Genomic DNA, 26,143 nt, shown 5'->3' with positions numbered 1-26,143 from the left:
TTGCGTGAGCGGATGGCCGGCGTCAGTTCTTGCCGAACGTGGGGTTGTGCACCTCGCCGAGCGTGATGTGCACGGCCTGCTGGTCGGTGTAGAAGTCGATCGAGCGGTAGCCGCCCTCGTGCCCGAGGCCCGAGGCCTTGACGCCGCCGAACGGCGTGCGCAGGTCGCGCACGTTGTTGCTGTTGAGCCACACCATGCCCGCCTCGACGGCCTGCGAGAAGTTGTGCGCGCGCTTCAGGTCGTTCGTCCAGACGTAGGCGGCGAGGCCGTACTTCGTGTCGTTCGCGAGCGCGAGCGCCTCCTCGTCGGTGTCGAACGGCGTGATCGCGACGACGGGGCCGAAGATCTCCTCCTGGAAGATGCGCGCGTCGGGGGAGACGTCGGCGAACACGGTGGGGGCGACGAAGTTGCCCTCGTCGAAGCCCTCGGGACGCCCCCCGCCGGCGACGAGGCGGCCCTCCGTCTTGCCGATCTCGACATACGACATGACCTTGTCGTAGTGCTCGGGGTGCACGAGCGCGCCCACCTCGGTGGCGGGGTCGTGCGGGTAGCCGACGCGGATGCGCTTCGCCTGCGCGGCGTAGCGCTCGACGAACTCGTCGTAGACGTCGCGCTGGACGAGGATGCGGCTGCCTGCCGTGCAGCGCTCGCCGTTGAGCGAGAAGACGCCGAAGATCGTCGCGTCGACGGCGGCGTCGAGGTCGGCGTCGGCGAACACGACGGCGGGGCTCTTGCCGCCGAGCTCCATGGACAGCCCCTTGAGGTACGGCGCGGCGTTGCCGAAGATGATCTGCCCCGTGCGGCTCTCTCCCGTGAAGGAGATGAGCGGCACGTCGGGGTGCTTCACGAGCGCGTCGCCCGCTTCCTCGCCCAGGCCGTTCACGAGGTTGAACACGCCCCGGGGGAGCCCGGCCTCCTCGAAGATGCCCGCCCAGAGCGAGGCGGACAGCGGCGTGAACTCCGCGGGCTTCAGCACGACCGTGTTGCCCGTCGCGAGGGCGGGGGCGAGCTTCCACGACTCCAGCATGAACGGCGTGTTCCAGGGCGTGATGAGCCCTGCCACGCCGATCGGCTTGCGGTTGACGTAGTTGATCTGGCGGCCGGGCACCTTGAAGGTGTCGTCGGCCTGCGCGACGACGAGGTCGGCGAAGAACCGGAAGTTCTCGGCCGCGCGGCGGGCCTGGCCGAGCGCCTGCGTGAGCGGCAGGCCCGAGTCGAACGACTCCAGCTCGGCGAGGCGGGCGTCGCGCGACTCGACGATGTCGGCGATGCGGTGCAGCACGCGGGAGCGCTCGCGGGGGAGCAGGCGCGGCCACGGGCCGTCGGCGAAGGCGCGGCGGGCCGCGTGAACGGCGGCCTCGATGTCGGCCTTCTTCCCGGCCGCCGCCTGCACGTACACCTCGTTCGAGACGGGGTCGAGCACGTCGAAGGTGCCGCCGTCCAGCGAGTCGACGAAGGCGCCGTCGATGTAGTGGCAGATGCGGTCGGGCAGGTCGGCTGGCACGTGGCGCTGCGCCGTGGCGGTGTCGGTCATGTCTCCTCCTCGGTGAGGGTCGGGTCGGTCTCGCCCGCGTGGCGGCGCGCGAGGAAGGCGTTCATGGTGGCCCAGCGGTGGTCGCGGGCGGCGAGCTCGATCTCGAGCGGATCGGCACCCGCGCGGATGAGGGCGAGGATGCGGTCGTGCTCGGCGACCGACTCCTGGGCGCGGCCGGGGACGAAGGCGAAGCTGGAGTCGCGCAGGCCCGCCATCCGGGTCCATCCGCGCTGCACGAGATCGAGGATGTGCGGGTTCGGGCAGTGAGCGAAGAGGACGGCGTGGAACTCCTGGTTGATCACCGTGAAGAGGTGCGCGTCGAAGTCGTCGAGCAGACGACGCAGGCGCTCGTTGACGGCGGCGGCGCGGTCAAGGTCGTCGGCCGTGAGCAGCGGCGAGGCGAGCGACGTGGCGATGCCCTCGACGACGCCCAGCGTCTGCATCGAGTGGAGGTACTCGGTCTCGTCGACGAGGGTGACGCGGGCGCCCACGTTGCGCTCGAACTCGACGATCCCCTCGGCCTCCAGGCGGCGGACCGCCTCGCGCACGGGCACGACGCTCATGTCGAGCGATGCGGCGATGGTGCCGAGCACGAGCCGGTAGCCCGGCCCGAACTCGTGGCGGGCGATGCGCTCGCGGATCCACTCGTAGGCGCGCTGGGACTTGCTGAGGGTGACGGACATGCTGCTCATCCTCCCGCCCTCCGTGCCGCATCGAAGCGGGCGCGCCACTCGGCGTCCATCGGGAAGAGGCCGTCGACGGGATGCCCCGCCGCCACCTGCTCGGCGATCCAGGCGTCCTCCACCTCCTGGGCGAGCGCCGCGTCGGCGACCTCCTCGGCGAGCGCGGGCGGGATGACGATGACCCCGTCGTCGTCGCCCACGACGATGTCGCCCGGCTGCACGGTCGCCCCGCCGCACGAGATCGTCACGTCGACGTCCCACGGAACATGCCGGCGCCCGAGGACGGATGGATGGGGGCCCTGCGAGAACACGGGCAGACCGATGGCGGCGACGGCGGCCGCGTCGCGCACGCCGCCGTCGGTGACGACCCCGGCGGCGCCGCGGGTGCGCGCGCGCAGCGCGAGGATGTCGCCGAGCGTCCCGGACGTCGCGTCGCCCCGGGCCTCGATGACGACGACCTCGCCGTCGCCGACCGTGTCGAAGACGCGCTTCTGCGCGTTGTAGCCGCCGCCGTGGCGGGCGAACAGATCCTCGCGGAACGGCACGAAGCGCAGCGTGCGCGCCGTTCCGACGAGCTTCGCGCCGGGGATGCCGGTGCGCACGCCGTCGACGAAGCACGAGTGGTGCCCGCGCCGGCGCAGCTGCGCGGAGAGGCCCGCCACGGGGGCGTCGCGCAGCTTGGCGCGGAGCGAGGGGGAGAGTCCGGCGGGCGGGAGACCCGCCGCGTCGCGCGACCCCCAGGCCTCCTCGCGCTGGCGGTCGTCGACGGCGGGCAGCGAGCCCAGCGCGGCGTCGAACGGCGCGGTGCCGGCGACGACGCGGCTGACGAGGCGGCCGCTCGTCGGCGCGCCGGGCGCGCCGGGCGCGTCCACCTCGACCTCGACGACGTCGCCCGGGAGCGCGACCGACGAGCCGGCGGGCGTGCCGGTGAGGATGACGTCGCCCGGTTCGAGCGTGACGTGCTGCGAGAGGTCGGCGACCAGCTGCGCGAAGGGGAACAGCAGATCGGACGCCGTGCCCTCCTGCACGAGCTCGCCGTTGCGCCAGGTGCGCACGCGCAGCGCGGCGGGGTCGACGGCGCGGGCGTCGACGAGCGCGGGCCCGACGGGCGTGTAGCCGTCTCGGCCCTTGTTGCGCAGGTTCGATCCCTTGTCGTTCGCCCGCAGGTCGTACACGCCCCAGTCGTTCGCGGCTGTGACGGCCGCGACGGCGTCCCACGCCCGCTCGAGGGGAACGCGGTGCGCCCGAGCGCCGATGACGAGCGCGATCTCGCCTTCGAAGGCGAGGAGCTCGGTGCCAGCCGGTCGCTCGACGTCGGCGCCGGAGGAGGCGAGGGAGCTCGTGGGCTTGAGGAAGTACGACGGCGCGGAGGGCGTGCGTCCGCGCTGCGCGGCGCGGGAGCCGTAGGCGAGGTGCACCGCGATGATCTTCCCCGGGGCGACGGGGATCCGGTCGTCGTGCGGCATGCGAGCTCCTTCGCTCCGGGGGCGGGTCTTGGCTTCAGATCATATACGATCCGACAGCCTCGGCAAGGGGTCTTGTCAAAAGATATCTGAAATCGTATATTCTCATCCACGACGGTGCGCAGGCGCGCCGTCTCGACCTCGTCACATTGGAGTGCCAGATGTCCGCGCAGCACCCGAACGCCGGGCCCCTCACGCCCACGGGAACCATCGCGTCCACGTCGGATCGACGCCGAGTCGCCTTCGCCACCGTCGTCGGGACGACGGTGGAGTGGTACGACTACTTCATCTACGCCTCGGCCGCCGGCCTCGTCTTCGGCCAGCTGTTCTTCGAACCCGCCGGCGAGGGGGTGGCGACCATCCTGTCGTTCCTCACCGTCGGCATCAGCTTCCTCTTCCGCCCCCTCGGCGCGTTCCTCGCCGGCCACTTCGGCGACCGCTACGGGCGCCGCATCGTGCTCGTCGTGACGCTCATCCTCATGGGTGCGGCGACGGTGCTCATCGGCCTCCTGCCGACGTACGCGCAGATCGGCGTCGCGGCGCCCGTCCTCCTCATCGTCCTGCGCGTGCTGCAGGGCGTCTCTGCGGGCGGGGAGTGGGGCGGCGCCGTGCTCATGGCCGTCGAGCACGCGCCGCGTGCGCGGCGCGGCCTCTTCGGCGCCATGCCGCAGATCGGCGTGCCGATCGGCCTGCTCCTCGCGAGCGCCATGCTCGCCCTCATGAACGCGCTGTTCCCCGGGGACGCCTTCATCCAGTGGGGCTGGCGCATCCCGTTCCTGTTCTCCGTCGTCCTCATCCTCGTCGGGTACTGGGTGCGGCGCCGCGTCGAGGAGAGCCCCGTCTTCGCCGAGATCGCGGAGCGGAAGGAGCGCACGAGCGCACCGGCGATCACCCTGTTCCGCCGGTTCACGCCGCTCGTGCTGCTCGCCGCGCTCGTGTTCGCCGGCAACAACGCCGCGGGGTACATGACGACGGGCGGCTACATCCAGAACTACGCCACGACGGCCATCGGCCTCGATCGCGGCGCCGTGCTCACGGCCGTGACGATCTCGTCGGTGAGCTGGCTGCTGTCGACGTTCGCGGCGGGGTGGCTGTGCGACCGCATCGGGCGCCGCACGACCTACATCATCGGCTGGATCGCGCAGGGGGCCGCGCTCATCGCGCTGTTCCCGCTCGTGAACTCGGGCGAGGTGGTGCTGCTGGGAACGGGGCTCGTCCTCCTCACCATCGGGCTCGGGTTCACGTACGGCCCGCAGTCGGCCTGGTACTCCGAGCTGTTCCCCGCGTCGGTGCGCTTCTCCGGCGTCTCGATCTCGTACGCGATCGGCGCCATCCTCGGCGGCGCGTTCGCGCCCACGATCGCGGCATGGCTGCAGCAGTCGACGGGGTCTTCCGACGCCGTCACGTGGTACCTCGTCGGGATGGCCGTGCTCGGCCTCGTCGCGACCCTGCTGCTGCGCGACCGCCGCGGCATCGACCTGCGGCCGTCGGCGGAGGAGGCGCAGTCGACGGGCCTGTACGCCTGGCAGCGCTGACGGCGCCCGACGAAGGGGCCCCGCGGCGATGCCGCGGGGCCCCTTTCCGTGACCTCAGTGGCGGACGACGTTGGTGTTCACCCAGTCGCGGAGGTGGGCCAACGGGGCGGCAGCGGATGCGCCGAGTCCCGTGAGCGCGTACTCGACACGCAGGGGAACCTCCGGGTAGACGGTGCGAGTGAGCAGGTCTGCGTCCTCGAGGCGCTTGAGCGTCGAGGAGAGCACTTTCGGGCTGATGCCGGCGAGCTGTCGCTTCAGCTCACCGAACCGCAGCGGGCCGTCCTCGAGAAGGCCGATGGCGAGGGCGGACCACTTGTTGGCGAGGAGGTCGAGCATCTCGCGGCACGGACAGGCCGCGGCGTACACGTCGTTCCGGTCGCACGCGTCCACGAGGTGCGGATCAGTCATGCCGTCACTATACGCAGGGAACCATGGCGCAGATCCGAAAGCTGGTACCTCCTGGGTATCTTGCGTCCCGTATGGGATCCGCGGTTACTCGAAGGTAACTCGGTGGCCTTGCGGGTAACCACAGGGGCCGTTCCACACTGTGGTCATGACATCCGAAGCGCACATTCACGCCGTGGGGTACACGGCCGCCGGTCCGGTCTCCGACGCCCGGAGCTTCGTCTCCGCCGCCATCCCCGCACCATCGCCAGGACCCCGTGACCTCCTCGTCGCTGTGCGAGCGACATCGGTCAATCCGGTGGACGTCAAGGTCCGTGCTCGTACGCCCCCGTCGCACGGATTCCGGGTGCTCGGATTCGATGCTGCCGGTGTCGTGATCGGTGTCGGCAGCGCGGTCGCCGGCTTCGCCGTCGGAGACGAGGTGTACTACGCCGGCGCCCTCGACCGCCCCGGAAGCAACGCGGACCTCCAGGTCGTCGACGAGCGCATCGTCGCTCGGAAGCCTTCGGCGTTCAGCTTCGCGGATGCGGCCGCGCTCCCGCTGACCGCGCTCACCGCCTATGAGGGGCTCGCCGACAAGCTCCAGCTGACAGAGAGCAGCGAGGGGACGCTGCTGATGGTCGGAGGGGCGGGCGGCGTGGGCTCCATGGTGATCCAGCTCGTGCGCTCGCTGTACCCGGGCGTTCACGTGATCGCCACCGCGTCGCGGCGCGAGAGCGCGACGTGGGTGCGCGACCTCGGTGCTCATGACGTCGTGGATCACCACGGCGATGTCGTCGCGCAGCTCGCGCAGGCCGCACCGGAGGGCGTCGACTGGATCTTCACCACCAACTCGCACGGGCAGCTCCCGACCTACGTGTCGGTGCTGAAGCCGTTCGGGCAGATCGTCGCCATCGACGACCCATCTCACGTGGACGTCGTCTCGTTGAAGCCGAAGGCGCTGACCTGGCACTGGGAGTTCATGTTCGCCCGTTCCCTGCACCAGGCCGCTGACCTCGACCGACAGGGCGCGATGCTCGCCCGTGTCGCCGAGCTCGCCGAATCCGGTCGCATCCGCACCACCGCGACCACCGTCCTCGTCGGCCGCACCGCGGACAACCTGCGCGAAGCGCACCGTCTCGTCGAGAGCGGCAGCGTCATCGGCAAGGTCGTCCTCGCCGACCCCGCCGGACCCGCCCCCACCCTTTGAGCCCACCCCCACAAGACACGACTCACCGTTCTCCGCAGCTGAGCTGGACCGGTGCACCCGAGACGGCGCGCAGCTACGTCGTCTCGGTCCACGATCCCGATACACCCACGCCGTCCGGGTTCTGGCACGGAGCCGCCTGCCGGGGTGGACCAGCCGGAGGCGCCCGCATCGACGGTGAAGAACGACGCACGCGCGGCGCGGTTCATCGGCTTTCCGTGCTCTCAGCTGTTCACGCGGATGATCTCGTGCTGGTACGGCGCGATGACCGACCGGCTCACGCGCAGATCGAGGAGGAGGAAAGGGCGCTCGTCGGAGGGGCGGGCGGACCACCGCGCGAGGTGGTCGAGGTCGGAGAGGTCGCGCACGACGACCCCCTCCGCCCCGACCGCGGCGCCGAGCGCCGCGAAGTCGACCTCGGGGATGAGCATGGGCGACTCGGCGAGGCCCTTGAGGCCGTAGAGGTTGACCTCCGCTCCGTACGCGCCGTCGTTCCAGACGACGCAGACGCCGCGCCCGCCCGTCGTCCGCACCGCCGTCTCGAGATCGGCGAGCGCCATGAGCCCGCCGCCGTCTCCCGTCGTGAGGACGATCGTGGACGCCGGAGCCGCCTGCGCCGCCCCCGCGACGCTCGGGAACCCGAGCCCGATGGACTGGTACGCCGTGCCGACCATGATCATCCGCTCGGGAGACGCGACTGGCCAGTACATGTTGGCCCATCCGATGAAGTGGCCGCCGTCGCTCACGACGACGCGGTCGTCGGGGAGCAGCTCGCCGATGCGCTGGGCGGCGCTGCGGGGGTCGAGCCGGCCGTCGGGTGCGAGCCGGTCGCCGGACTCCTGCGCGCGGAGCGGGGCGAGGTCGACGCTCTCGCGCCATCCCGACGGCTCCGCATCCGCGAGGGCGGCGACGAGGAGCTCCGCCACGACGCGCACGTCGCCCTGCAGGTAGTCGCCGACGCGGGGGTGCGTCGCGGTCGGCGCCACATCGACCTGCACGACCCTCGTGCCCGGCGAGAAGAGGTCGCCGAAGCGCATCGTGAAGGGGGTGAGCGAGGCGCCGAGCACGACGGCCACGTCGGCATCCCGCACGAGCTCCATGGCGCCCGGCGCACCGAACCCGCCCGTCACGCCGAGGTCGTAGCGGGCGTCGGGGAAGACGCCGCGGCCGAGTGCCGTGGACGCCGTCACGGCACCCGTCGCGTCGGCGAGGGCCCCCAGCACCTCGCGCGCGCCCGCGAGGTGCGCGCCGCGGCCCGCGAGCAGGAACGGCCGTTCGGCGCCAGCGAGCGCCGCGGCGACCCGCTCGACCGCGGCGCGCGTGTGCGGCGCCGGCGGCGTCGGGGCCGGCAGGCGGAGCACTGGTGTCGGCGGCACCTCGCCCGCCTCGAGCGTCGGCACGTCGTACGGGATGGCGAGCACGACCGGCACGCGGTAGGCGAGCGCGTGCTCGATCGCGATGACGGTGCTGGCGGCGGCGTCGAGGCGTCCTGCCGTGTACGTGCGCACGCCCACGGCCGACGCGAGCGCGATCTGGTCGACGTCCCACGGGCGAGGGCCCGATGTCGGCTCGTCGCCGACGATGAGGACGAGGGGGATGCGGGCCTGCGCCGACTCGGCGAGCGCCGTGAGGGTGTTCGTGAACCCCGCGCCGTAGGTCGTCGTGGCGGCCGCGATGCGGCCGGAGGCGCGGAAGTGGGCGTCGGCGGCGACGACGGCTCCCGCCTCGTGGCGCACGGCGGTGAACCGGGCGGGCGTGCGGCGCAGGAGGGCGTCGAGGAAGTGGGCGTTGCCGTTGCCCATGAGCCCGAAGACCTCGTCGATGTGACGGGACAGGGCGACGGCGACGTGCTGGGAGACGGTGGGCATGGAGACCTCTCGAGACGGGACGGACGGGACTGCTCCGTATATGTCTCGCCGCCGCGTCGTCGCGCCGCTTCGTGCCCCTTTTTCGAGCACCGGGCCCTGAGCCCGGACGACTCGATCGTATACGTTCCCTTGCCCGTCGCGCGAGAGGGCGCTACCATCGTGTCATTCGATAAGGGAACGCCGTGTTCGCATATCGATTACGACGTCGTCGTCCCGCCCCACCCACACCGATGTGAGGAGAGCTCCGTGCAGTTCCACCACCATGGCTACGTCTCCGGCGACCCGCGGGTCCAGCCCACAGCCGGCACAGGCGTCGACCGGCCGGACGAGCTCCCCGACGTCGTCGACGTGCTCGTCGTCGGCACCGGCCCCGCGGGCATCACGCTCGCGGCGCAGCTGGCGCAGTTCCCGGGTGTCGTCACGCGCGTCGTCGAGAAGCGCGCGGGCCGTCTGGAGGTGGGGCAGGCCGACGGCATCCAGGCGCGCAGCGTCGAGACGTTCCAGGCCTTCGGCTTCGCGAACCGCATCATCGAGGAGGCGTACCGGATCACCGAGATGGCGTTCTGGAAGCCGGACGCCGACGATCCCACCCGCATCGTGCGGACCGCCGTCGCGCCGGACGACCCCTCCCACGTGAGCGAGTTCCCCCACCTCATCGTCAACCAGGCGCGGGTGCAGGACTACTTCCTCGAGGTCATGGCCGGCTCGCCGACGCGCAGCCGGCCCGACTACGGATGGGAGTTCGCCGGGCTCGAGATCGGCGACGGCGACCATCCCGTCTCCGTCACGCTGCGCCGCAGCACCGGTCCGGACGAGGGCGCCGAGCGCATCGTCCGCGCGAAGTACGTCGTGGGAGGCGACGGCGCGCGCAGTCGCGTGCGCGAGGCGATCGGCGCGCGCCATCAGGGCTCCCAGGCGTTCCACGCCTGGGGCGTCATGGACGTGCTCGCCGACACCGACTTCCCCGACATCCGGCGCAAGTGCGCCATCCAGTCGCATGACGGCGGCAGCATCCTGCACATCCCGCGCGAGGGCAACCACCTCTTCCGGATGTACGTGGACCTCGGCGAGGTCGGGCACGACGACGCGGGCGGCGTGCGGATGACCACGCAGGAGGAGGTCGAGGCGCGCGCGAACCAGATCCTGCACCCCTACACGCTCACCGTGAAGCACGTCGCCTGGCGCAGCGTCTACGAGGTCGGGCACCGCGTCACGGATCGCTTCGACGACGTCGAGGTGCCCGGCACCCGCACGCCGCGCGTGTTCATCATGGGCGACGCATGCCACACCCACAGCGCGAAGGCCGGGCAGGGGATGAACGTCTCGATCCAGGACGGCTTCAACCTCGGCTGGAAGCTCGGGCACGTGCTGGAGGGGCGCGCCCCCGAGGAGCTGCTCGCGACGTACTCGGCCGAGCGCCAGGTCGTCGCGCAGGACCTCATCGACTTCGACCGGCAGTGGTCGTCGCTCATGGCGGCGAAGCCCGACGAGATGGACGACCCCGCGGAGCTCGAGCGCTTCTACGTGCGGACCGCGGAGTTCCCCGCCGGCTTCATGACGGAGTACGCGCCGTCGATCATCGTGGACGGAGACGCGCACCAGTCGCTCGCCGCGGGCTTCCCGATCGGCAAGCGGTTCCGCTCGCATCCCGTCGTGCGGGTCTGCGACGGCAACCCCGTGCACCTCGGTCACCATGCCAGGGCCGACGGCCGCTGGCGGGTCTACGTCTTCGCCGACGCCGAGGGCGATGCCGCGGAGGCGCTCGCCGCCTGGCTCGCCGACTCGCCGCTCACGGCGGTGCCGGAAGGCGACGACCTCGACGCGCGCTTCGACCTCAAGGTCGTCTACCCTCGCCCGCACCTGCAGGTCGACCTCGGTCGCGTGCCGGCCGTGTTCCTCCCGCGGACGGGGCCGTTCCAGGTGGTCGACTACGAGAAGGTGTACGCCTCCGACCCGGCCGACGACGTGTTCGCGGCGCGCGGGATCGGCGCGGGCGGCGCGGTCGTCGTCGTGCGGCCCGACCAGTACGTCGCGGCCGTGCTGCCGCTGGAGGCGCGAGACGAGCTCGGCCGCTTCGTGGAGCGCTTCACGCTCCCGCCGCGGCGGACGGCGACGGCGGGCTGAGGTCAGCCGCCGTACGCGCGCGCGATCGCGCCTGCCGCCCGTTCCAGGTGCGCGGCCACGGCCGCGCGGTCGTCGGGCATCGCGACGTGGACGACCGCGATCGCGGCGGGGGGCTGACGGGGGAGGCGCAGGGGGACGGCGACGGAGCGCAGCGACGGCACGACCTCGTCCTGGCTCTCGGCGTAGCCGCGCTCGCGGGATGCGGCGAGCTCCTCGCGGAGCGCATCGGGCCACGCATCCTCGCCCGTCGCTAGGAGGATCGCCTTGCCAGGCCCTCCACGGGTGAGGGGATGGCGGTGCCCCGGCCGGTACGACACGACCGCGACGCTGCGGCGCGGTGACGCGCTCACGAGGGTCACCGCCTCGTCGCGGTCGAGCTGGACGGCGAGCAGGCACGTCATGCCGAGCTCGTCGGCGACCTCGGCGAGCGCGGGGAGCGCCGCCTGCTGCAGATCGCGCGAGACGCCGGCGGCGAGCGCCGCGAGCCCCGCCGCGAGGGCGGGGCGGCCGTCGTCGCCGCGGGCGACGAGCCCGTGGTCCTCGAGCGTGCGCAGGAGCCGGTAGGCGACGGAGCGGTGCACGCCGAGTGCCGCGGCGAGCTCGTCGATCGTGGGCGGGCGCTCCGCGGCGGCGATCACCTCGAGCAGGCGGATGCCGCGGCTGAGCGTCTGCGACCCGGTCGCGCTCTTCTCCGTCACGCGTTCGATCGTAGGGCGCCCAGCGCGGTCATCCCCGCAGCGCGCGGACGAGCGTCCAGCGGTTCCCGACGGCGTGCGGCTCGTGCTCGAGGGCGTCGAGCGCCCGGAGCGCCAGGGCGAGCCCGCGGCCCGACTCTGCGTCGTCGTCCGGCATGCCCACGGCGTCCCAGTCGATGGCCGCAGGCGGAGCGGTGTCGTCGAGCACGGCGCGCACCTCCCCGCCGTCGACGGAGAGGTCGGCTTCGACCTCGACCGGACGGGGGGAGTGTCGCGCGATGTTGGTGGCGATCTCCGACAGCGCGAGCGACATCATCATGCGGTCCTCCGCCGTGACGTGCGGGGCGCGCTCCCAGAGGCGCTCGGCCGCGTCGAGCAGGGCGTCGACGAGGGCGTCGTCGGCGGGGCCGGCGACGTGCGCGGTGACCGCGTCAGTCCCCATCGAACGCCGTCTCCGGCGTCGGGTGGGCGCGCAGCACGCGGTCGAGGTTCGTGAGGCGGAGCACGGCGGCGACCGGCTCGGGGACGGCGGCGATGCGCAGGTCGCCGCCCGCGTTCCGCGCCGTCTTGAGGCCGCCGATGATGGCGCCCAGGCCCGAGGAGTCGACGAACGCCGTCGCGGCGAGGTCGAGCACGATGCGCGCGCTGCCAGCATCGACGAGCTCCTGGACGGCGGCCCGGAGCGCGGGCGCGCCCGCCGCCGTCAGACGACCGGTCACGGAGATGACGGCGTGGCTCTCATGCGTCGTGGTGGACAGGTTCATCCTTCTCCTTCTGCTGCGGGCCGCGGTAGAGCGCGGCCTGGACGATGACGCTCAGCACGACGAGGTCGTAGACGACCCACGCCGTGTTGACGAGGGTTCCGGTGCCGTCTCCCGTCCCGACCGCGACGCGGATCGCGCCGATCGCGAGGGCGACGACGAGCGCAGCGATGGCCGTCAGCTGGGGCCAGATGGCGCGCCACGGCACCCCGTCGGGGTCGCGCCCGTCCTTGCGGGTGACGGCGAAGCCGAGCGGGCGCTTCAGCACCACGTTCGCGAAGGCCGTCCAGCACGCGCGGATCCACACGGGGAAGAGCGCGAGCGAGTACTGCTGCCCGCGCCACGTGCGCATGCCCTTCGCGACGACGAGGAAGAGCGCCTGGTTGACGAGGAAGGCGAGGAGGAAGCGCGCGAAGAAGTCGACCGACCACGCCGTGACGGGCAGCACCCCGAAGACGAGGTAGACGACCGGCGCCGCGATGTACACGACGGCCGTGAAGCCGGAGAGATAGCTCCACATCGTCGCGAAGTACATGAGCCGCTGCCCGGCGGAGAGCCCGCGCTTGACGAGCGGATTGTCGCGCAGCATGACCTGGAGCGTGCCCTGCGCCCAGCGCAGGCGCTGCGTGAGCATCGTGCGCAGGTCCTCGGGGGCGAGCCCGCGCGCGAGGATCTCGTGGTGGTAGACGCTGCGCCATCCGAGCGCGTGCAGCTGCATGGCGGTGGCCATGTCCTCCGTGACGGAGATGGTCGCGAGCGGCTGCACGGGCTGCGCCTCGTCCGGCCGGTCGACGCGGAGTGCGGCGAGCAGGGCGGAGACCGCCTCGACGGCGCCGAGCGGCGAGAGGTCGCGCGCCGCGAGAGCGTCGAGCGCGGCATCGTCGACGACGACGCCGTCGAGCTCGGCGTCGCGCGACACCGGCAGCTCGCCGAGCTCGGCGAGGTCGGCGCGGATGGCCGCCAGATCGCCCGTCACGAGCCGTACGCCCGCGTCGTCGACCGCCGTCTTCACGCGGTAGGTCACGTCGGCGACGGGCCCGCCCGCGGCGATCTCCGCACGGGCCTCGGCGACCGTCCGCCGCAGTGCGGCGAGCTCGTCGCGGAGCGGGCCGTCGGCACGCCGCGTCTCCCGGGCGAGGAGGCTCTCGGAGGCGCGCAGCGCGCGCTGCGCCCCGTCCGCGACGCTCCGGACGTAGCCGATGATGCCGAGCTGCATGAGGGCGTCGCGCCGCAGCACGGCGTTCGACCCGCAGAAGAAGGCGGCGTTCCAGCCGTCCTTGCCCTGCTGGATGGGGCCGTAGAAGAGCGGCGCCTGGCTGCCCAGCGGATCGGCCTCGTCGACGTTGGAGAACCACTGCGGCGTCTGCACGAGGGCGACCCGCTCGTCGTCGGCGAAGTAGCCGAGCGTGCGGTGGAGGATGAGCGGATCGGGGACCTGGTCGGCGTCGAGGATGAGGAGGAACTCGCCCTCCGTCTGGAAGAGCGCGTTGTTGAGGTTGCCGGCCTTCGCATGGCGGGGCTTGCCCGTCCAGTCGTCCGAGCGGTTGAGGTATCCCACGCCCTCCCGCTCCGCCGCCGCGCGCAGCTCGTCGCGGTTGCCGTCGTCGAGGATCCACGTCTCGTGCGGGTAGGCGATGCGCTTCGCGGCACGGGCCGTGGTCAGGACGAGCTCGAGGGGCTCGTTGTACGTCGTGATGAGCACGTCGACCGTGCCCTGCGGCTCGGACACGGGGGCGGGGCGCTCCCTCGCGCGCCACATCGTGAGGCAGAACAGGATCGTGTCGACGACGCTGTACGTCTCCGCGAGCACGAGGGGGACCGCGATCCACCACGCCTCCCAGTTGACGGAGGCGAGCCACCGCCACGCGACGTAGTTGACGCCGAGCAGGACGGAGAGCAGCGCGAGCACGCGGATGGCGGCGAAGCGGGCGGTCATGCGTCCCTCCGGACGACGACGACCGTGATGTCGTCGGTCGCGGCCTCGCCGCGCGCGAGGCGGAGCGCCTCGGCGACGGCGCCGTCGGGTCCCCGGTCGCGCAGCACCTGCGCCACCTGGCCGAACGGGTCGTCGAGGTCGAGCACGTCGAGGAGCCCGTCGCTGCAGCACACGAGCGCGTCGCCGGGTGCGAGGACGGCCGAAGTCGCCGTGCGCTCGTCGTCGCCGGCCATCCCCATCCCGAGCGGCAGCCCCAGCGAGCGCAGATGCTCCCAGCTCCCGTCGGCGCGCAGGATGAACGCGAGCGAGTGCCCGGCGTCGACGAGCTCCAGGCGGCCCGTGCGGGTGTCGACATCGGCATGCACGGCGGTGACGAACATCGTCGTGTCGCCGAGGTCTGCCTGCAGCAGGCGGTCGGCCTCAGCGACGGCGGCGGCGAGCGCCCGCTCCGGCGCGGTGCGCAGCGAGGCCCGCACTCCGGAGGCGATGATGGCGGGCCCCGTGCCCTTGCCCATGACGTCGGCGAGCGTGACGCGCACGACGCCCTCGCGGAGCGAGACGTCGTGGAAGTCGCCCGACAGGCGGTCGCGCGCGGCCGCTCCCGCGGCGATCGTCCATCCCGGCACACGGGGGAGCGATCGCGGCGCCAGCGTGCGCTGTACGAGGAGGGCGTGGTCGAGGTCCTGATCGCGCGCCAGCTCGGTCTGCACCCACACGGCGAGCTGCTGAAGGGCGATGCGCTCGTCGTCGCCGAAGGCGCGCGGCGTCGTGTCGAGGATGCAGAGCGTGCCGACGGGCTCCCCGCCCGGCGCATGGAGCGGATGGCCCGCATAGAACCGCAGGTGGGGATCGCCGACGACGAAGGGGTTGTCGGCGAAGCCCGCCGTCGCCGACGCGTCCTCGATGACGACGGTCGCGTCCTGACGCACGGTGAAGTCGCAGAACGAGTCCTCACGGGGCGCCTCGCGGCCGCCCAGCCCGATCTCGGACTTCCGCCACTGCCGGTCGCGGTCGAGCAGCGACACGCTCACCATGGGGACGTCGAAGATCTCCTGCGCGAGGCGCGTGACCCGGTCGACGCGTTCGTCGGAGGGCGTGTCGAGGATCTGCAGGGCGTCGAGGGCCCGCTGCCGTCGCTGCTCGTCGATCATCCCCGCCATCCTACGAGCTGGGATATCGGTCGGGGCGGATCACCAGGAGGCGCCGTCGGCGATCTCGCTCCAGACCGTGCGCATGTGCGAGCGCGAGTGGCGCTCCGCCGCGTCCGCGTCGCCGTCCGCGATGGCGCGCGCGGTCCGCATGTGATCCTCGAGCGTCCCCTCCGCTGGCACCCCGGGAGTGAGCCCCAGATGCGCGCGTCCGCTCAGGACCTCGTGGACGGGCGTCTCGAGCGCCGTGAGGAGGGGGTTGCCGGACGCGGCGAGGAGCGTGCCGTGGAAGGCGAGGTCGGCGGCGAGGTACTCGTCGGAGTCTCCGAGACCGCGCGCGCCGAGCGCATTGAGCCGCTCGGCGAGCCGCATGATCTCGGCGCGCTGGGCAGGGGAGGCGCGGACGGCGGCGAGCCGCGCCGCCATCGGCTCGACCGAGACGCGCAGCTCCATGAGCGCCTCCAGCTGCTGCTGGCGGAACGGGCCGTGCAGGTTCCACTGGATGAGCTGCGGATCGAACGCGTCCCACCGCTCGCGGGGGAGCACCGTGATGCCGACCTTCCGCCGCGAGGAGACCATCCGGATGCTCTCGAGCACGCGCACGGCTTCGCGGACGACCGTGCGGGAGGCGTTGTAGTCGGCCTCGAGCTGCGCCAGGGTGAAGACGGAGCCGGGCCGCGGATCGCCGGAGGCGATGCGCCGGCCCAGGTCGTCGAGCACATCGCCGTGCATGCCGATCGCCATGGTGCTCCTTCGCGAGATGATTCGTAGTATCTTATCTCCTCGTTAAGTAGTACTTTTGGATCCATCCGGCCGCGCAGCATCGCGTGGTCGTCGAGTTCAACGGAGAATCCCATGGACGATTGGACGCAGACGCTGGGCACAGCGCCCCTTCTGCTCATCGCCGCGGCCGCGGTCGCGCTCATCCTCTTCCTCGTCATCAAGGTCAAGCTGCACGCGTTCTTCGTGCTCGTCGTGGTCTCGCTGCTCACGGCGATCGCGACGGGGCTGCCGATGGGGGCGCTCGTCAACGAGGTGCTCGTGTCGAGCTTCGGCAGCACACTCGGCTCGGTGGCGCTGCTCATCGGGCTCGGAGCCGTGCTCGGCCGCCTCATCGAGTCGTCGGGCGGAGCAAAGGTCGTCGCCGACATGATGGTGCGGATCTTCGGCGAGAAGCGGGCCGCCTTCGCGCTCGGCCTCACGTCGCTCCTCCTCGGGTTCCCGATCTTCTTCGACGCCGGGCTCGTCGTCATGCTGCCGATCATCTTCGCCGTGGCGCGCCGCATCGGCGGGAAGAACCTCCTGCTCTACGGCTTCAGCGGCGCCGCGGCGTTCTCCGTCATGCACGTCTTCCTGCCGCCGCACCCCGGCCCCGTCTCGGCGACGGAGTTCTTCGGCGCCAACCTCGGCGTCGTCATGCTCATCGGCCTCGTGATCGCGTTCCCGACCTGGTACGTCTCTGGCTACCTGTGGGGGACCTTCGTCAACAAGCGCTACCCGATGATCGTCCCCGCGCTGTTCGGCACCGCCGACGAGGATCAGCCCGCGAACCCGCCCAAGGCGTCCACGGTCATCCTCATCCTGCTCCTGCCGCTCGCGCTCATCTTCCTCAACACGGGGCTCACGGCGCTCGGCTCGGTCGGCGCCGTCGACACGACCGAGACCTGGGCGCAGGCGCTCATCCTCATCGGCACGTCGCCCGTCGCGCTGCTCATCACCTCGCTCATCGCCATGCTCGTGCTCGGCAAGTTCCGCGGCGAGACGGGCTCTGCCCTCGAGAAGCTCGTCGACGGCACGCTCGGCACGGTCTCCTCCGTCATCCTCATCACGGGTGCCGGCGGGATGTTCGGCGGCGTGCTGCGCGCCTCCGGCATCGGCGACGCGCTCGCGACGACGCTCGGCGACCTCGGCCTGCCGATCATCTTCGCGGCGTACCTCATCGCCGTGGCGTTGCGCGTCGCGCAGGGTTCGGCGACCGTCGCGCTCGTCACGACGGCGGGCCTCCTCGCTCCCGCCGTGCTCGACGGCGGCTTCGGGGTCGTCGACACGGCCGCCATCACCCTCGCCGCGGCGGCGGGATCGGTGTTCGCGAGCCACGTCAACGACTCCGGATTCTGGCTCGTCGGCCGTCTCATGGGCATGGACGTCAAGACCACGCTGAAGACCTGGACCGTGCAGCAGGCGATCGAGTCGGTCGTCGGATTCGCGCTCGTCCTCGTCGTCTACACCATCTTCTGAACGGGGCGTCCATGACAGGCATCTTCGACATCACCGGCCGCCTCGCCCTCGTGACGGGCTCGTCGCGCGGGCTCGGGGCATCCCTCGCCCTCGCGCTCGCCGAGGCGGGAGCGCGCGTCGTGCTCCACGGGCGCGACGAGACCGCGCTCGCCGCCTCGCGCGATGCGATCGCGGAGCAGACCGGCACGGCCCCCGCCACCGCCGCCTTCGACGTCACCGACGCCGCCGCCGTCGAGCGCGGCGTGGGCGAGCTCATGTCGGCGCACGGCGTGCCCGACATCCTCGTCAACAACGCGGGCGTGCAGCGCCGTGCCCCCTTCACCGAGTTCGCCGTCGCCGACTGGGACGCCGTCGTCACGGCGAACCTGTCGAGCGTCTTCTACGTGTCGCGCTTCGTGACGCCGGGGATGGCCGAGCGGGGGTCGGGCAAGGTCGTCAACATCGGGTCGGTGCAGTCGCAGCTCGCGCGCCAGACGATCGCGCCGTACTCGGCGTCGAAGGGCGGCGTGGCGATGCTGACGAAGGGGATGGCCGCCGACCTCGCGCGCTTCAACGTGCAGGTGAACGCCATCTCGCCCGGGTACTTCGCGACCGAGATGAACAGGGCGCTCGTCGAGGACGAGCAGTTCAACGACTGGCTCGTGAACCGCACGCCCGCCCGCCGATGGGGCGACTTCCGCGAGCTGCAGGGCACGCTGCTCTACCTCGCGTCGGATGCGTCGAGCTTCGTCTCGGGGCAGAACATCTTCGTCGACGGCGGCATGACCGCGGTCGTGTGAGCGAGAGAGGACAGGACATGCGTGCAGCGTTCATCGACGGCAAGGAGCTCATCGAGGTGCGGGAGGCCCCCGCGCCCGAGGCGGCCGAGGGAGAGGTGCTTGTCCGCGTCGACTACGTCGGCATCTGCGGTTCCGACCTGCACTACTACTTCGAGGGCGCGAACGGCGAGTACGTCGTCCGCGAGCCCCTCGTGCCGGGCCACGAGCTCTCCGGCCGTGTCGCGCACGACCCCTCGGGTGTGCTCGCCGCGGGCACGCCCGTCACCGTGCATCCGGCGCGGTTCGGGTCGCCCGAGCACGGCATCGAGGAGGAGCCCCACCTCTGGCCGGGCGGGTCGTACCTCGGCAGCGCGTCGACGTGGCCGCACACGCAGGGCGGCCTGAGCGAGCTGCTGCTCGTGCGCGCCGACATGGTGCGCGTGCTGCCCGGCGCGCTGCCCGTGCGCCGCGCCGTGCTGGCCGAGCCGCTGGGAGTCGCGCTGCACGCGGCGACCCGTGCGGGCGACCTCGCGGGGGCGCGTGTGCTCGTGTCGGGCGCGGGGCCCATCGGCCTCCTCGGGGTCGCCGCGGCTCGCGCGCGCGGAGCCGCGCACATCACCGTCAGCGACGTGCTCGCCGAGCCGCTCGCACGGGCCCAGGCGCTCGGCGCCGACGCCGTCGTGCGGATCGGCGAGGACGAGCTTCCGGCGAACGCGTTCGACGTCGTGTTCGAGTGCTCGGGCGCTCCCGTCGCGATCTCGGCGGCCGGTGTCGCCGTGCGGCGGAGGGGGACCGTCGTGCAGGTCGGGATGGTGCCGAACGAGGCGCGGCCCGTGAACCTCGCGCCCTTCATCTCGAAGGAGGTCGCGCTCGTCGGCACGTTCCGCTTCAAGGACGAGATCGACGAGGCGGTCGCGCTCCTCGCCGACCGCCCGGAGATCGAGCAGGTCGTCACGCACGTCATCGGACTCGACGACGTCGCGGAGGCGTTCGCCGTCGCGCGCGACTCGCGGCGGTCGGGCAAGGTGGTCGTGGCGCTCCCGGGCGCCGACGACTGACGAGGCGGCGGGGATGAGCGCAGCGAAGGACGTCGTGATCGGCGTCGACATGGGCACGACGGCGACGAAGGCCGTCGCGTTCGGCGTCGACGGGGCGATGCTCGCGTCGGCGTCGCAGGGGTACCCGCTCGAGGAGCCCCATCCGGGGCACGCCGTGCAGGACCCGGATCTCATCCTCGGCGCCGTCTACCAGACGGTGCGCGAGGTCGTCGCGGAGGTGGGGGCCGACCGGGTGGCCGGGCTGTCCTTCTCCTCCGCGATGCACTCGCTGATGGCGCTCGACGCGCAGCTCGATCCGCTCACGCCGGTCGTGACGTGGGCCGACACGCGCGCGGCGGTGCAGGCGGAGCGTCTTCGCGCGTCCGCGAGCGGCCTGGCGCTGCACCGGCGCACGGGCACGCCCATCCATCCGATGTCGCCGCTCGTGAAGCTGATGTGGTTCCGCGAGCAGGAGCCGCGCATCCGCCAGCAGGCCGCGATCTGGGCGGGCGTGAAGGACTGGGTGCTGCTGCGGATGTGCGGGGCGCTCGTCATGGACCATTCCCTGGCGTCGTGCTCGGGGCTCATGGACATCCACCGGCTGAGATGGGACGACGAGGCCCTCTCCCTCGCGGGCATCCGGGCGGAGCAGCTGCCCGAGCTCGTGCCGACGACGACGGTGCTCGACGCGCTGACCGAGGAGGCGGCGTCCGCGACGGGGCTGCCGCTCGCGACCCCCGTCGTGGTCGGCGCGGGCGACGGCCCGCTCGCGAACGTCGGGGTCGGCGCCGTGCAGCCCGGTGTCGCGGCGTGCTCGATCGGGACGAGCGGCGCCCTGCGGGTGGCGGTCGACCGGCCGGCGGTCGATCCCCGCGGCGGCGTGTTCTGCTACGCCATCACGGAGGACCGCTGGGTGATCGGCGGCGCCATCAACAACGGCGGCGTGACGCTCGACTGGGTGCGGTCGGAGATCGCGGGCGGGCACGACGTCTCGACCGTCGAGCTGCTCGATGCGGCATCGACGGTTCCGGCGGGGTCGGGCGGGCTGCTCATGCTGCCGTACCTGCTCAGCGAGCGGGCGCCGCACTGGAGCAGCATCTCGCGCGGCTCGTACATCGGGCTCACCCGTGCGCACCGCACCGAGCACCTCGTGCGCGCGGCCGTGGAGGGCGTCGCGATGCAGCTCGCGCTCGTGCTGCAGTCGATGCGGGCGGCCGACCTCGAGGTATCGGAGATCCGCGCGACGGGCGGCGTCATGAAGCACCCGCTGTGGCAGCAGACGCTGGCCGACGCATTCGGCGCGCCGATCGGCCTCCTCGAAGGGCAGGAGGGATCGAGCTACGGAGCGGCGATCCTCGGGATGGCCGCACTCGGGCTGATCGAGTCGATCGACGTCGCGGCGCAGCAGCTGCCCGTCGACACCGTGGTTCGGCCCCATCCCGGGGATGCGGCCGTGTACGCGTCGCTGCTGCCCATCTTCGACGAGCTGTACGACGCGCTGCTGCCCACCCACACGCGTCTGCGGCGCCTCGCTCCGTCGCTGCCGATCTCGTTCTGACGGTCTCCGGGGCACTTCCGGCGGCGCCCGGGGAGCGTCCCCGGGTGCTTCCCGGCGTTCACCGCCGCGTCGTCCGCCGCTCTCCCTGGTGACACCGCGTCGCCCCGTCGCGGCGGTTGCGTGGGCGGCATGACTCCCACCCCCTCTCGGCGCGCGGTGCGCGCCGCTGCTCTCGCGGCTGCCGCTGCGGTCGCGGTCTCCCTCCTCCCCGCCCACGCGGCGACCGCCGCGCCTTCGCACGGTTCTGGGCACGGCTCTGCGCACGGATCGGTGCGCGCGAGCGAGCCGACGCTCGTGGCCCGCGCGACGCTGTCGGCTGACTTCCTCGCCGAGGGCCCGGCTTCGGGTGCGCTCGCCACGCCGGCCAACGGCCGCACCGGACCCTGGGATGGACAGGTCGTCCCGGGCTTCTCGGCCGTCCTCGACAACGGCGACGGAACCTTCTGGGCGCAGCCGGACAACGGCTTCGGCACGAAGGCGAACTCGGCCGACTTCCTGCTGCGGAACTACCTCGTGCGGCCGGACTGGAAGACGGCCGACGGCGGCTCGGGCGAGATCGCGGTGGAGGGGTTCATCTCCTACAACGATCGGAACGACGTGCTCGACTTCCCGATCGTGAACGAGGGCACCGAGGAGCGCCTGCTGACGGGCGCCGACTTCGACATCGAGTCGGTGGTGCGGGCGAAGGACGGGACGTTCTGGGTGGGGGAGGAATTCGGGCCGTTCCTGCTCCACTTCGACGCGGAGGGCACGCTGCTCGAGGCGCCCTTCGTGCTCGAGGGAGCGCAGTCGCCGCAGAACCCCTACCTCGACGAGGGGTCGTCGCCGCGCGTGAAGGCGAGCAGCGGCTTCGAGGCGCTCGCGATCTCGACGAACGGGCGGTACCTCTACCCCGTGATCGAGGGGGCGTACGCGGATGAGACCGACGAGCGCCGGCGCGAGATCCACGAGTTCGACATCCGCCGCGGGGCGTATACGGGGCGGACGTGGAGCTATCAGGCGGACCAGGCGGGCAACGTCATCGGCGACGCGTTCGCCGTGGACGGCGGAGACCTGCTGCTCGTCGAGCGCGACAACTTCGAGGGCGACCAGGCGGTGACGAAGCGCATCTACCGGGTCGACCTCGACGCCGACGACGGCGGCTACGTCGAGAAGACGCGAGTGCTCGACGCGCTCGACATCGCCGATCCCGACGGCATCAGCGAGGGCAGCGGCTACGGCACGGGGGAGCGGTTCTCGTTCCCCGTGCAGTCGTTCGAGACGGTCGTCCAGCTCCAGGGCGGCGACCTGCTGATCGCCAACGACAACAACTACCCCGGCAACGACGCGCGCACCCCCGGTACGCCCGACGACACCGAGTTCGCGATCGTGTCGTTCGAGAAGTCGCGCGTCCAGGCGGCCGATGTCGACGTGATCGCGCACCGCGGGGCGAGCGGCTACCGGCCGGAGCACACGCTCGCCGCGTACGAGCAGGCGATCCTGCAGTGCGCAGACGTCATCGAGCCGGACGTCGTCGCGACGAAGGACGGCGTGCTCGTGGCGCGGCACGAGAACGAGATCGGCGGCACGACGGATGTCGCGAACCGGCCCGGGTTCGCCGACCGGCGGACGACGAAGGTCATCGACGGCGTGAGCGTCACGGGGTGGTTCACGGAGGACTTCACGCTCGCGGAGCTGCGCACGCTGCGGGCCACCGAGCGGCTTCCGCTCGTGCGGCCGGCGAACTCCGTGTTCGACGGCCTGTACCCGATCCCGACGCTCGACGAGGTGATCGACCTCGCGCGCCATTCGACGACGTGCGACGGGGAGCCCGTGGGCGTCGCGCCGGAGACGAAGCACCCGACGTACTTCGACGGCATCGGGCTCTCGCTCGAGGAGCCGCTCGCGGCCGCCCTGCAGGCCGACGGGCTCGACGGCGCCGACGCGCCCGTCGTCATCCAGAGCTTCGAGACGGGCAACCTGCGGGAGCTGGACGCGCTCGTCGACGTGCCCCTCGCCCAGCTCGTGAACTCTTCGGGGGCTCCGTACGATCTCGTCGCGGCGGGCGACCCGCGCACGTACGAGGACCTCGTGACGCTCGACGGGCTGCGCGAGATCGCGGAGTATGCGGATGTGGTCGGGGCCGAGAAGTCGCGGATCATCCCGCGGACGGCCGACGGCTCGCTCGGGAGGCCGACCTCGCTGGTGCGCGACGCGCACGGGCAGGGACTCGAGGTGCATGCGTGGACCCTCCGCCTCGAGAACCAGTTCCTGCCGGCGGACTTCCGGTCGAGCGCCGATCCCGTAGCGGCGGGCGATCTCGCGGGCGAGGTGCGCGCGTTCGCGGCGACGGGTGTCGACGCGGTGTTCAGCGACCATCCCGACATCGCCGTGGCGGCGCTGATCGGCTGACGTCGCGACGCGGTCCGCGCTCCCGGCTCCCTCGCATCGCGGGGGAGCCGGGAGCGCTTACGATGACGGGGTGTCGTCCGGGAAGAAGAGCAAGGCGCTCAAGCCGAAGAAGAAGTGCTGCGCCGACAAGCCGCGGTGCAAGCGGTGTCCCATCCGCCTGTTGGCGGAGGGGAAGCTCGACCCGGCGACGGCGAAGGAGATCTTCGCGAAGGACCGCAATCGCAAGCAGGCGAAGAAGGCGAAGCTCGAGATCCCGAGCTGCTGACGAGCCGGAGACGGACGGGGGAGAGATGGCCGACGAGAGCATCGCGATCGTGTGGAATCCGTCGAAGACGTCGAGGGACGTCCTCGAGAAGGGGCTCGAGGCGGCGGGCGGGGCGGATGCATCCTGGTACGAGACGACGCCGGAGGATGCCGGTCAGAGGCCCGCGTCGGAGGCGCTCGCCGCGGGAGCTCAGGTCGTCGTGGCGGCGGGTGGCGACGGCACGGTGCGTGCCGTCGCGGAGCGGCTGGCGGGGACGTCAGCGGAGCTCGGCATCGTGCCGCTCGGGACGGGCAACCTGCTCGCGCGCAATCTCGGGGTGCCTCTGACGGGGCCGAAGGCGGCGTTCGCGCGGATCCTCGCGGCGGAGTCGCGGGAGATCGACCTCGGATGGATCGAGGGCACCGGGATCGAGCGCCAGGCGTTCGCGGTGATGGCGGGGTTCGGGATCGATGCGCACATGATCGTCGAGACCGATGAGACGCTGAAGAGCCGGGTCGGCTGGCTCGCGTATGTCGAGTCGCTGGGTCGTGCGGTGACGGCGAGCGAGACGCTGGCTCTGCAGGTGTCGGTTGATGGGAGCGCGGTCGAGGAGGTCGCGGGGCACACGCTGCTCGTCGGCAACTGCGGGATGCTGCAGGGTGGCATCACGCTCATGCCAGATGCCGATCCGTCGGACGGCGAGCTCGATCTGCTGCTGCTCAGCGCGGAGGGCGTGGCGGGCTGGCTCGACACGTTCCGGTCCTTCGTGTGGGACAACGGCATCCGCCGGCTCGTCGGGGCGTCGGAGACGGCCGTGAGCGCGGACACCACGACGCATGCCCGTGCCCGGTCGATCACGGTCGAGCTGCCCGAGCCACGCGTGCTGGAGATCGACGGCGAAGACCTCGGCGAGGTGACGCGTTTCGCGATCGAGGTGCAGCCGGGCGCGGTGCGCGTACGCTGAGACGCGGGGCGCGGGGCGCGGTGTGCGGGGCGCGGTGCGGCCCAGTGCAGCGCGGTGCGGGCCTTCGCGGTACATGTGGCATGGGACCGCGCGCCACGCGGCGCCGGATGTCACGCCGGTTGCCCCTTGGCGGCGACGTTGCGTTGCAAGGCCGACTGCGGGGCTGACGCTGTCCAGGTCGTGCAGGACGCGAACCGGCAACGGCATGCCGACGGCTCGGTTCCGAGCGCTGGTCTGAGGATTCGTCCCGCGCGCGTCCGAGCGCAGGCTCGCTCCGCACGCTCAGCGCGCGGAGGCGGGCTCGTCAGAGTCCGCGGCGTCGCGGTCGTTCCCTGGGTCGGGGTGCCATCCGGGTGGGGCCTGGTCGGTGAGGCCGTTCTCGTACTCCCATCTCCACTGGTCGTCGAGGTCGGCCTGGGTGACGGGAGCGTATTCCCACTCGGGTATGCAGGGGCTGGGTGGGTTCGGTGCATGCATTGCCGTGTGCGCGGTTTGCGGGGGCGGTTGCGTGGGGTAGTCGTGTCCGAGGGGGCTGGTCCAGACGATGACGCCGGGTTGGGGTTGTCGGATGCGCCAGGGGGTGTGGTGTCGGAGTTGGTGGTGTGCCGTGCAGAGGGCGGAGAGGTTGCCGGCGCAGGTGGGGCCACCTCGTTCCCACTCCCGGGTGTGGTCTTTCTCGCACCGTGACGCAGGCTGCGGGCAGCCGGGGACACGGCAGGTCCCGTCGCGCAGCTCGATCAGCCGCCGGATCGCCGCGGTCGGGGTGTAGTGGTCGACCGTGTGGAGAGCACCGGTGTCGGGATCCTGGAACAGGCGTTCCCATCCGGGGGCGTCTTGCGCGAAACGGCGGGCGACATCCGGGGGGAGGGGTCCGTATCCGGCGAGGAGGGCGGGGTGGTCGTCGAGGCCGGCGAGGGTGGTCGCGGCGATCGTGACCGCCACGGTGCCGCGGATCGCGGCGGCCTTCTCCGTCGACCCGTCGATCGTGTGGGTCGTGGGTGCCCCGGTGAGGAGGAGGTCGGTGGCGAGGTCCGCGCGGATGTGGTCCCGCGTGCGGGCATCCCGCCCCCGCTCCACCGCCGCGGTGACCTGCTCCTCGGTGGGGCGGAGGGGCAGGGCGGGGTCGTACGGGTACCAGGTGCCGTCATGGAACACCTCGACGTGCTCCCGCATCATCGAGCATCCCGGAAGGGCCGACCGGACGGTCCGCCGGTCACCGTTGCGCGGGCCACCGGCGGGGCCGTGGATGTGGGCACTGTCGGGGCTGTGGGTGCCGGGGCCGTGGATGTGGGCGCTGTCGGGGTGGGTGGCGTCCCCGTTCGCGTCGACCGCGACACCGTCACCGTTGATCCGCATCCCGAACGCGTTGCGCGTCACACGACCCGCCGCATCCCCGTCCGTCCCCGCGCCCGCGCCCGCGGCATCGCGTCGCTTCTGCTCTTCGGCCGCGAGTCGCTTCTCTTCGGCCGCGATAGGTTTCGCGATGGTGGTGAGGCGGTCGTGGATGGCGGTGATCTTCGCGGCCTCATCGGTCAGGATGAACTCCGCCAGCCCGTCGTCGAGAGCCCGCACCCGGGTTCCTCTCCGGTCCAGGGCGCGCCGGTGCCGTTCGGGG

The 26,143-nt window shown here is 72.1% G+C and carries 22 protein-coding genes and 1 pseudogene; 11 read left to right on the top strand and 12 right to left on the bottom strand.

Translation table 11 applies throughout. The annotated features are described in order from the left end of the window. Window positions 1-22: 22 nt before the first annotated feature. The 3 genes from hpaE to ABD998_RS17375 are packed head-to-tail and all read right to left on the bottom strand — an operon-like array spanning window position 23 to window position 3,683. Complete coding sequence (gene hpaE / locus ABD998_RS17385) at window positions 23-1,534, bottom strand: 5-carboxymethyl-2-hydroxymuconate semialdehyde dehydrogenase (protein WP_345442190.1); 1,512 nt, start codon at window positions 1,532-1,534, stop codon at window positions 23-25. Next, complete coding sequence (locus ABD998_RS17380; RefSeq protein ID WP_425563003.1) at window positions 1,531-2,217, bottom strand: GntR family transcriptional regulator; 687 nt, start codon at window positions 2,215-2,217, stop codon at window positions 1,531-1,533. The genes hpaE and ABD998_RS17380 overlap by 4 nt, the downstream gene beginning before the upstream one ends. A gap of 5 nt (window positions 2,218-2,222) precedes the next feature. Further along, a complete protein-coding gene (locus ABD998_RS17375) occupies window positions 2,223-3,683 on the bottom strand; it encodes a fumarylacetoacetate hydrolase family protein (protein WP_345442184.1) in 1,461 nt (486 codons plus the stop codon). Window positions 3,684-3,841: 158 nt separating this feature from the next. On the opposite strand from ABD998_RS17375, the gene ABD998_RS17370 reads away from it, so the two are divergent. Next, window positions 3,842-5,215, top strand: coding sequence for an MFS transporter (locus tag ABD998_RS17370; RefSeq protein WP_345442182.1), 1,374 nt, complete (start codon window positions 3,842-3,844; stop codon window positions 5,213-5,215). Window positions 5,216-5,269: 54 nt separating this feature from the next. On the opposite strand, the gene ABD998_RS17365 is transcribed toward ABD998_RS17370, so the two are convergent. Further along, a complete protein-coding gene (locus tag ABD998_RS17365; protein ID WP_345442179.1) occupies window positions 5,270-5,623 on the bottom strand; it encodes a winged helix-turn-helix transcriptional regulator in 354 nt (117 codons plus the stop codon). 145 nt (window positions 5,624-5,768) lie between these two features. Between ABD998_RS17365 and ABD998_RS17360 the strand changes: the two genes are divergently transcribed. Both ABD998_RS17360 and ABD998_RS17820 read left to right on the top strand, forming a co-directional pair. Continuing rightward, window positions 5,769-6,809, top strand: coding sequence for a zinc-binding alcohol dehydrogenase family protein (locus ABD998_RS17360; protein WP_345442176.1), 1,041 nt, complete (start codon window positions 5,769-5,771; stop codon window positions 6,807-6,809). Then, a pseudogene (locus ABD998_RS17820) lies at window positions 6,806-6,937 on the top strand (kinase inhibitor); the annotation flags it as partial. The gene ABD998_RS17360 and the pseudogene ABD998_RS17820, both read left to right, overlap by 4 nt. A gap of 93 nt (window positions 6,938-7,030) precedes the next feature. On the opposite strand, the gene ABD998_RS17355 reads toward ABD998_RS17820, so the two are convergent. Next, window positions 7,031-8,674 carry a thiamine pyrophosphate-binding protein gene (locus ABD998_RS17355; RefSeq protein WP_345442173.1) on the bottom strand — a complete coding sequence of 548 codons (1,644 nt, stop codon included), beginning with the start codon at window positions 8,672-8,674 and terminating at the stop codon, window positions 7,031-7,033. A gap of 246 nt (window positions 8,675-8,920) precedes the next feature. Between ABD998_RS17355 and ABD998_RS17350 the strand changes: the two genes are divergently transcribed. Beyond that, window positions 8,921-10,798 (top strand): FAD-dependent monooxygenase, encoded by a 1,878-nt coding sequence (locus tag ABD998_RS17350; RefSeq protein ID WP_345442170.1) that lies wholly within the window; start codon window positions 8,921-8,923, stop codon window positions 10,796-10,798. Window positions 10,799-10,800: 2 nt separating this feature from the next. Here the strand turns inward: ABD998_RS17350 and ABD998_RS17345 are convergent, their stop codons facing one another. From ABD998_RS17345 to ABD998_RS17320, 6 genes are read right to left on the bottom strand one after another with little or no spacing between them, the layout of a single operon-like run. Continuing rightward, entirely contained in the window at window positions 10,801-11,496 is a 696-nt protein-coding gene (locus ABD998_RS17345) for an IclR family transcriptional regulator (protein WP_345442167.1), read from the bottom strand. Between the two features lie 28 nt (window positions 11,497-11,524). Beyond that, window positions 11,525-11,935: an ATP-binding protein gene (locus tag ABD998_RS17340; protein ID WP_345442164.1), complete on the bottom strand. Its 411-nt coding sequence runs from the start codon at window positions 11,933-11,935 to the stop codon at window positions 11,525-11,527. Next, a complete protein-coding gene (locus ABD998_RS17335) occupies window positions 11,925-12,257 on the bottom strand; it encodes an STAS domain-containing protein (RefSeq protein WP_345442161.1) in 333 nt (110 codons plus the stop codon). The genes ABD998_RS17340 and ABD998_RS17335 overlap by 11 nt, the downstream gene beginning before the upstream one ends. Continuing rightward, window positions 12,232-14,190, bottom strand: coding sequence for a glycosyltransferase (locus ABD998_RS17330; protein ID WP_345442159.1), 1,959 nt, complete (start codon window positions 14,188-14,190; stop codon window positions 12,232-12,234). Before ABD998_RS17330 ends, ABD998_RS17335 begins: the two co-directional genes overlap by 26 nt. After that, entirely contained in the window at window positions 14,187-15,341 is a 1,155-nt protein-coding gene (locus tag ABD998_RS17325; RefSeq protein WP_345442156.1) for a PP2C family protein-serine/threonine phosphatase, read from the bottom strand. Before ABD998_RS17325 ends, ABD998_RS17330 begins: the two co-directional genes overlap by 4 nt. A gap of 39 nt (window positions 15,342-15,380) precedes the next feature. Beyond that, a complete protein-coding gene (locus ABD998_RS17320) occupies window positions 15,381-16,082 on the bottom strand; it encodes a FadR/GntR family transcriptional regulator (protein ID WP_345442153.1) in 702 nt (233 codons plus the stop codon). A 111-nt stretch (window positions 16,083-16,193) separates the two neighbouring features. On the opposite strand from ABD998_RS17320, the gene ABD998_RS17315 reads away from it, so the two are divergent. From ABD998_RS17315 to ABD998_RS17285, 7 genes are all read left to right on the top strand, one after another. Beyond that, window positions 16,194-17,576, top strand: coding sequence for a GntP family permease (locus ABD998_RS17315; protein ID WP_345442150.1), 1,383 nt, complete (start codon window positions 16,194-16,196; stop codon window positions 17,574-17,576). 11 nt (window positions 17,577-17,587) lie between these two features. Then, window positions 17,588-18,355 (top strand): SDR family oxidoreductase, encoded by a 768-nt coding sequence (locus ABD998_RS17310; protein WP_345442147.1) that lies wholly within the window; start codon window positions 17,588-17,590, stop codon window positions 18,353-18,355. Window positions 18,356-18,372: 17 nt separating this feature from the next. Beyond that, on the top strand, window positions 18,373-19,392 hold the full coding sequence (locus tag ABD998_RS17305) for a zinc-binding dehydrogenase (RefSeq protein WP_345442145.1): 1,020 nt from the start codon (window positions 18,373-18,375) through the stop codon (window positions 19,390-19,392). 13 nt (window positions 19,393-19,405) lie between these two features. Further along, a complete protein-coding gene (locus ABD998_RS17300) occupies window positions 19,406-20,929 on the top strand; it encodes a gluconokinase (RefSeq protein ID WP_345442142.1) in 1,524 nt (507 codons plus the stop codon). Between the two features lie 129 nt (window positions 20,930-21,058). Beyond that, entirely contained in the window at window positions 21,059-23,320 is a 2,262-nt protein-coding gene (locus ABD998_RS17295; protein WP_345442139.1) for an esterase-like activity of phytase family protein, read from the top strand. Window positions 23,321-23,390: 70 nt separating this feature from the next. Further along, window positions 23,391-23,585, top strand: coding sequence for a hypothetical protein (locus tag ABD998_RS17290; RefSeq protein ID WP_345442137.1), 195 nt, complete (start codon window positions 23,391-23,393; stop codon window positions 23,583-23,585). Window positions 23,586-23,610: 25 nt separating this feature from the next. Further along, entirely contained in the window at window positions 23,611-24,528 is a 918-nt protein-coding gene (locus ABD998_RS17285; protein WP_345442134.1) for a diacylglycerol/lipid kinase family protein, read from the top strand. Between the two features lie 282 nt (window positions 24,529-24,810). On the opposite strand, the gene ABD998_RS17280 is transcribed toward ABD998_RS17285, so the two are convergent. Then, the coding region (locus ABD998_RS17280; protein ID WP_345442131.1) for an HNH endonuclease signature motif containing protein at window positions 24,811-26,143 on the bottom strand (1,333 nt) is incomplete at its 5' end.

It is taken from the genome of Microbacterium gilvum, from assembly GCF_039543865.1.
GTDB classification, from domain to species: Bacteria; Actinomycetota; Actinomycetes; order Actinomycetales; family Microbacteriaceae; genus Microbacterium; species Microbacterium gilvum.
Note: the sequence above shows the minus strand (reverse complement) of the source record. Positions and strands in the feature narration are given on the sequence as shown.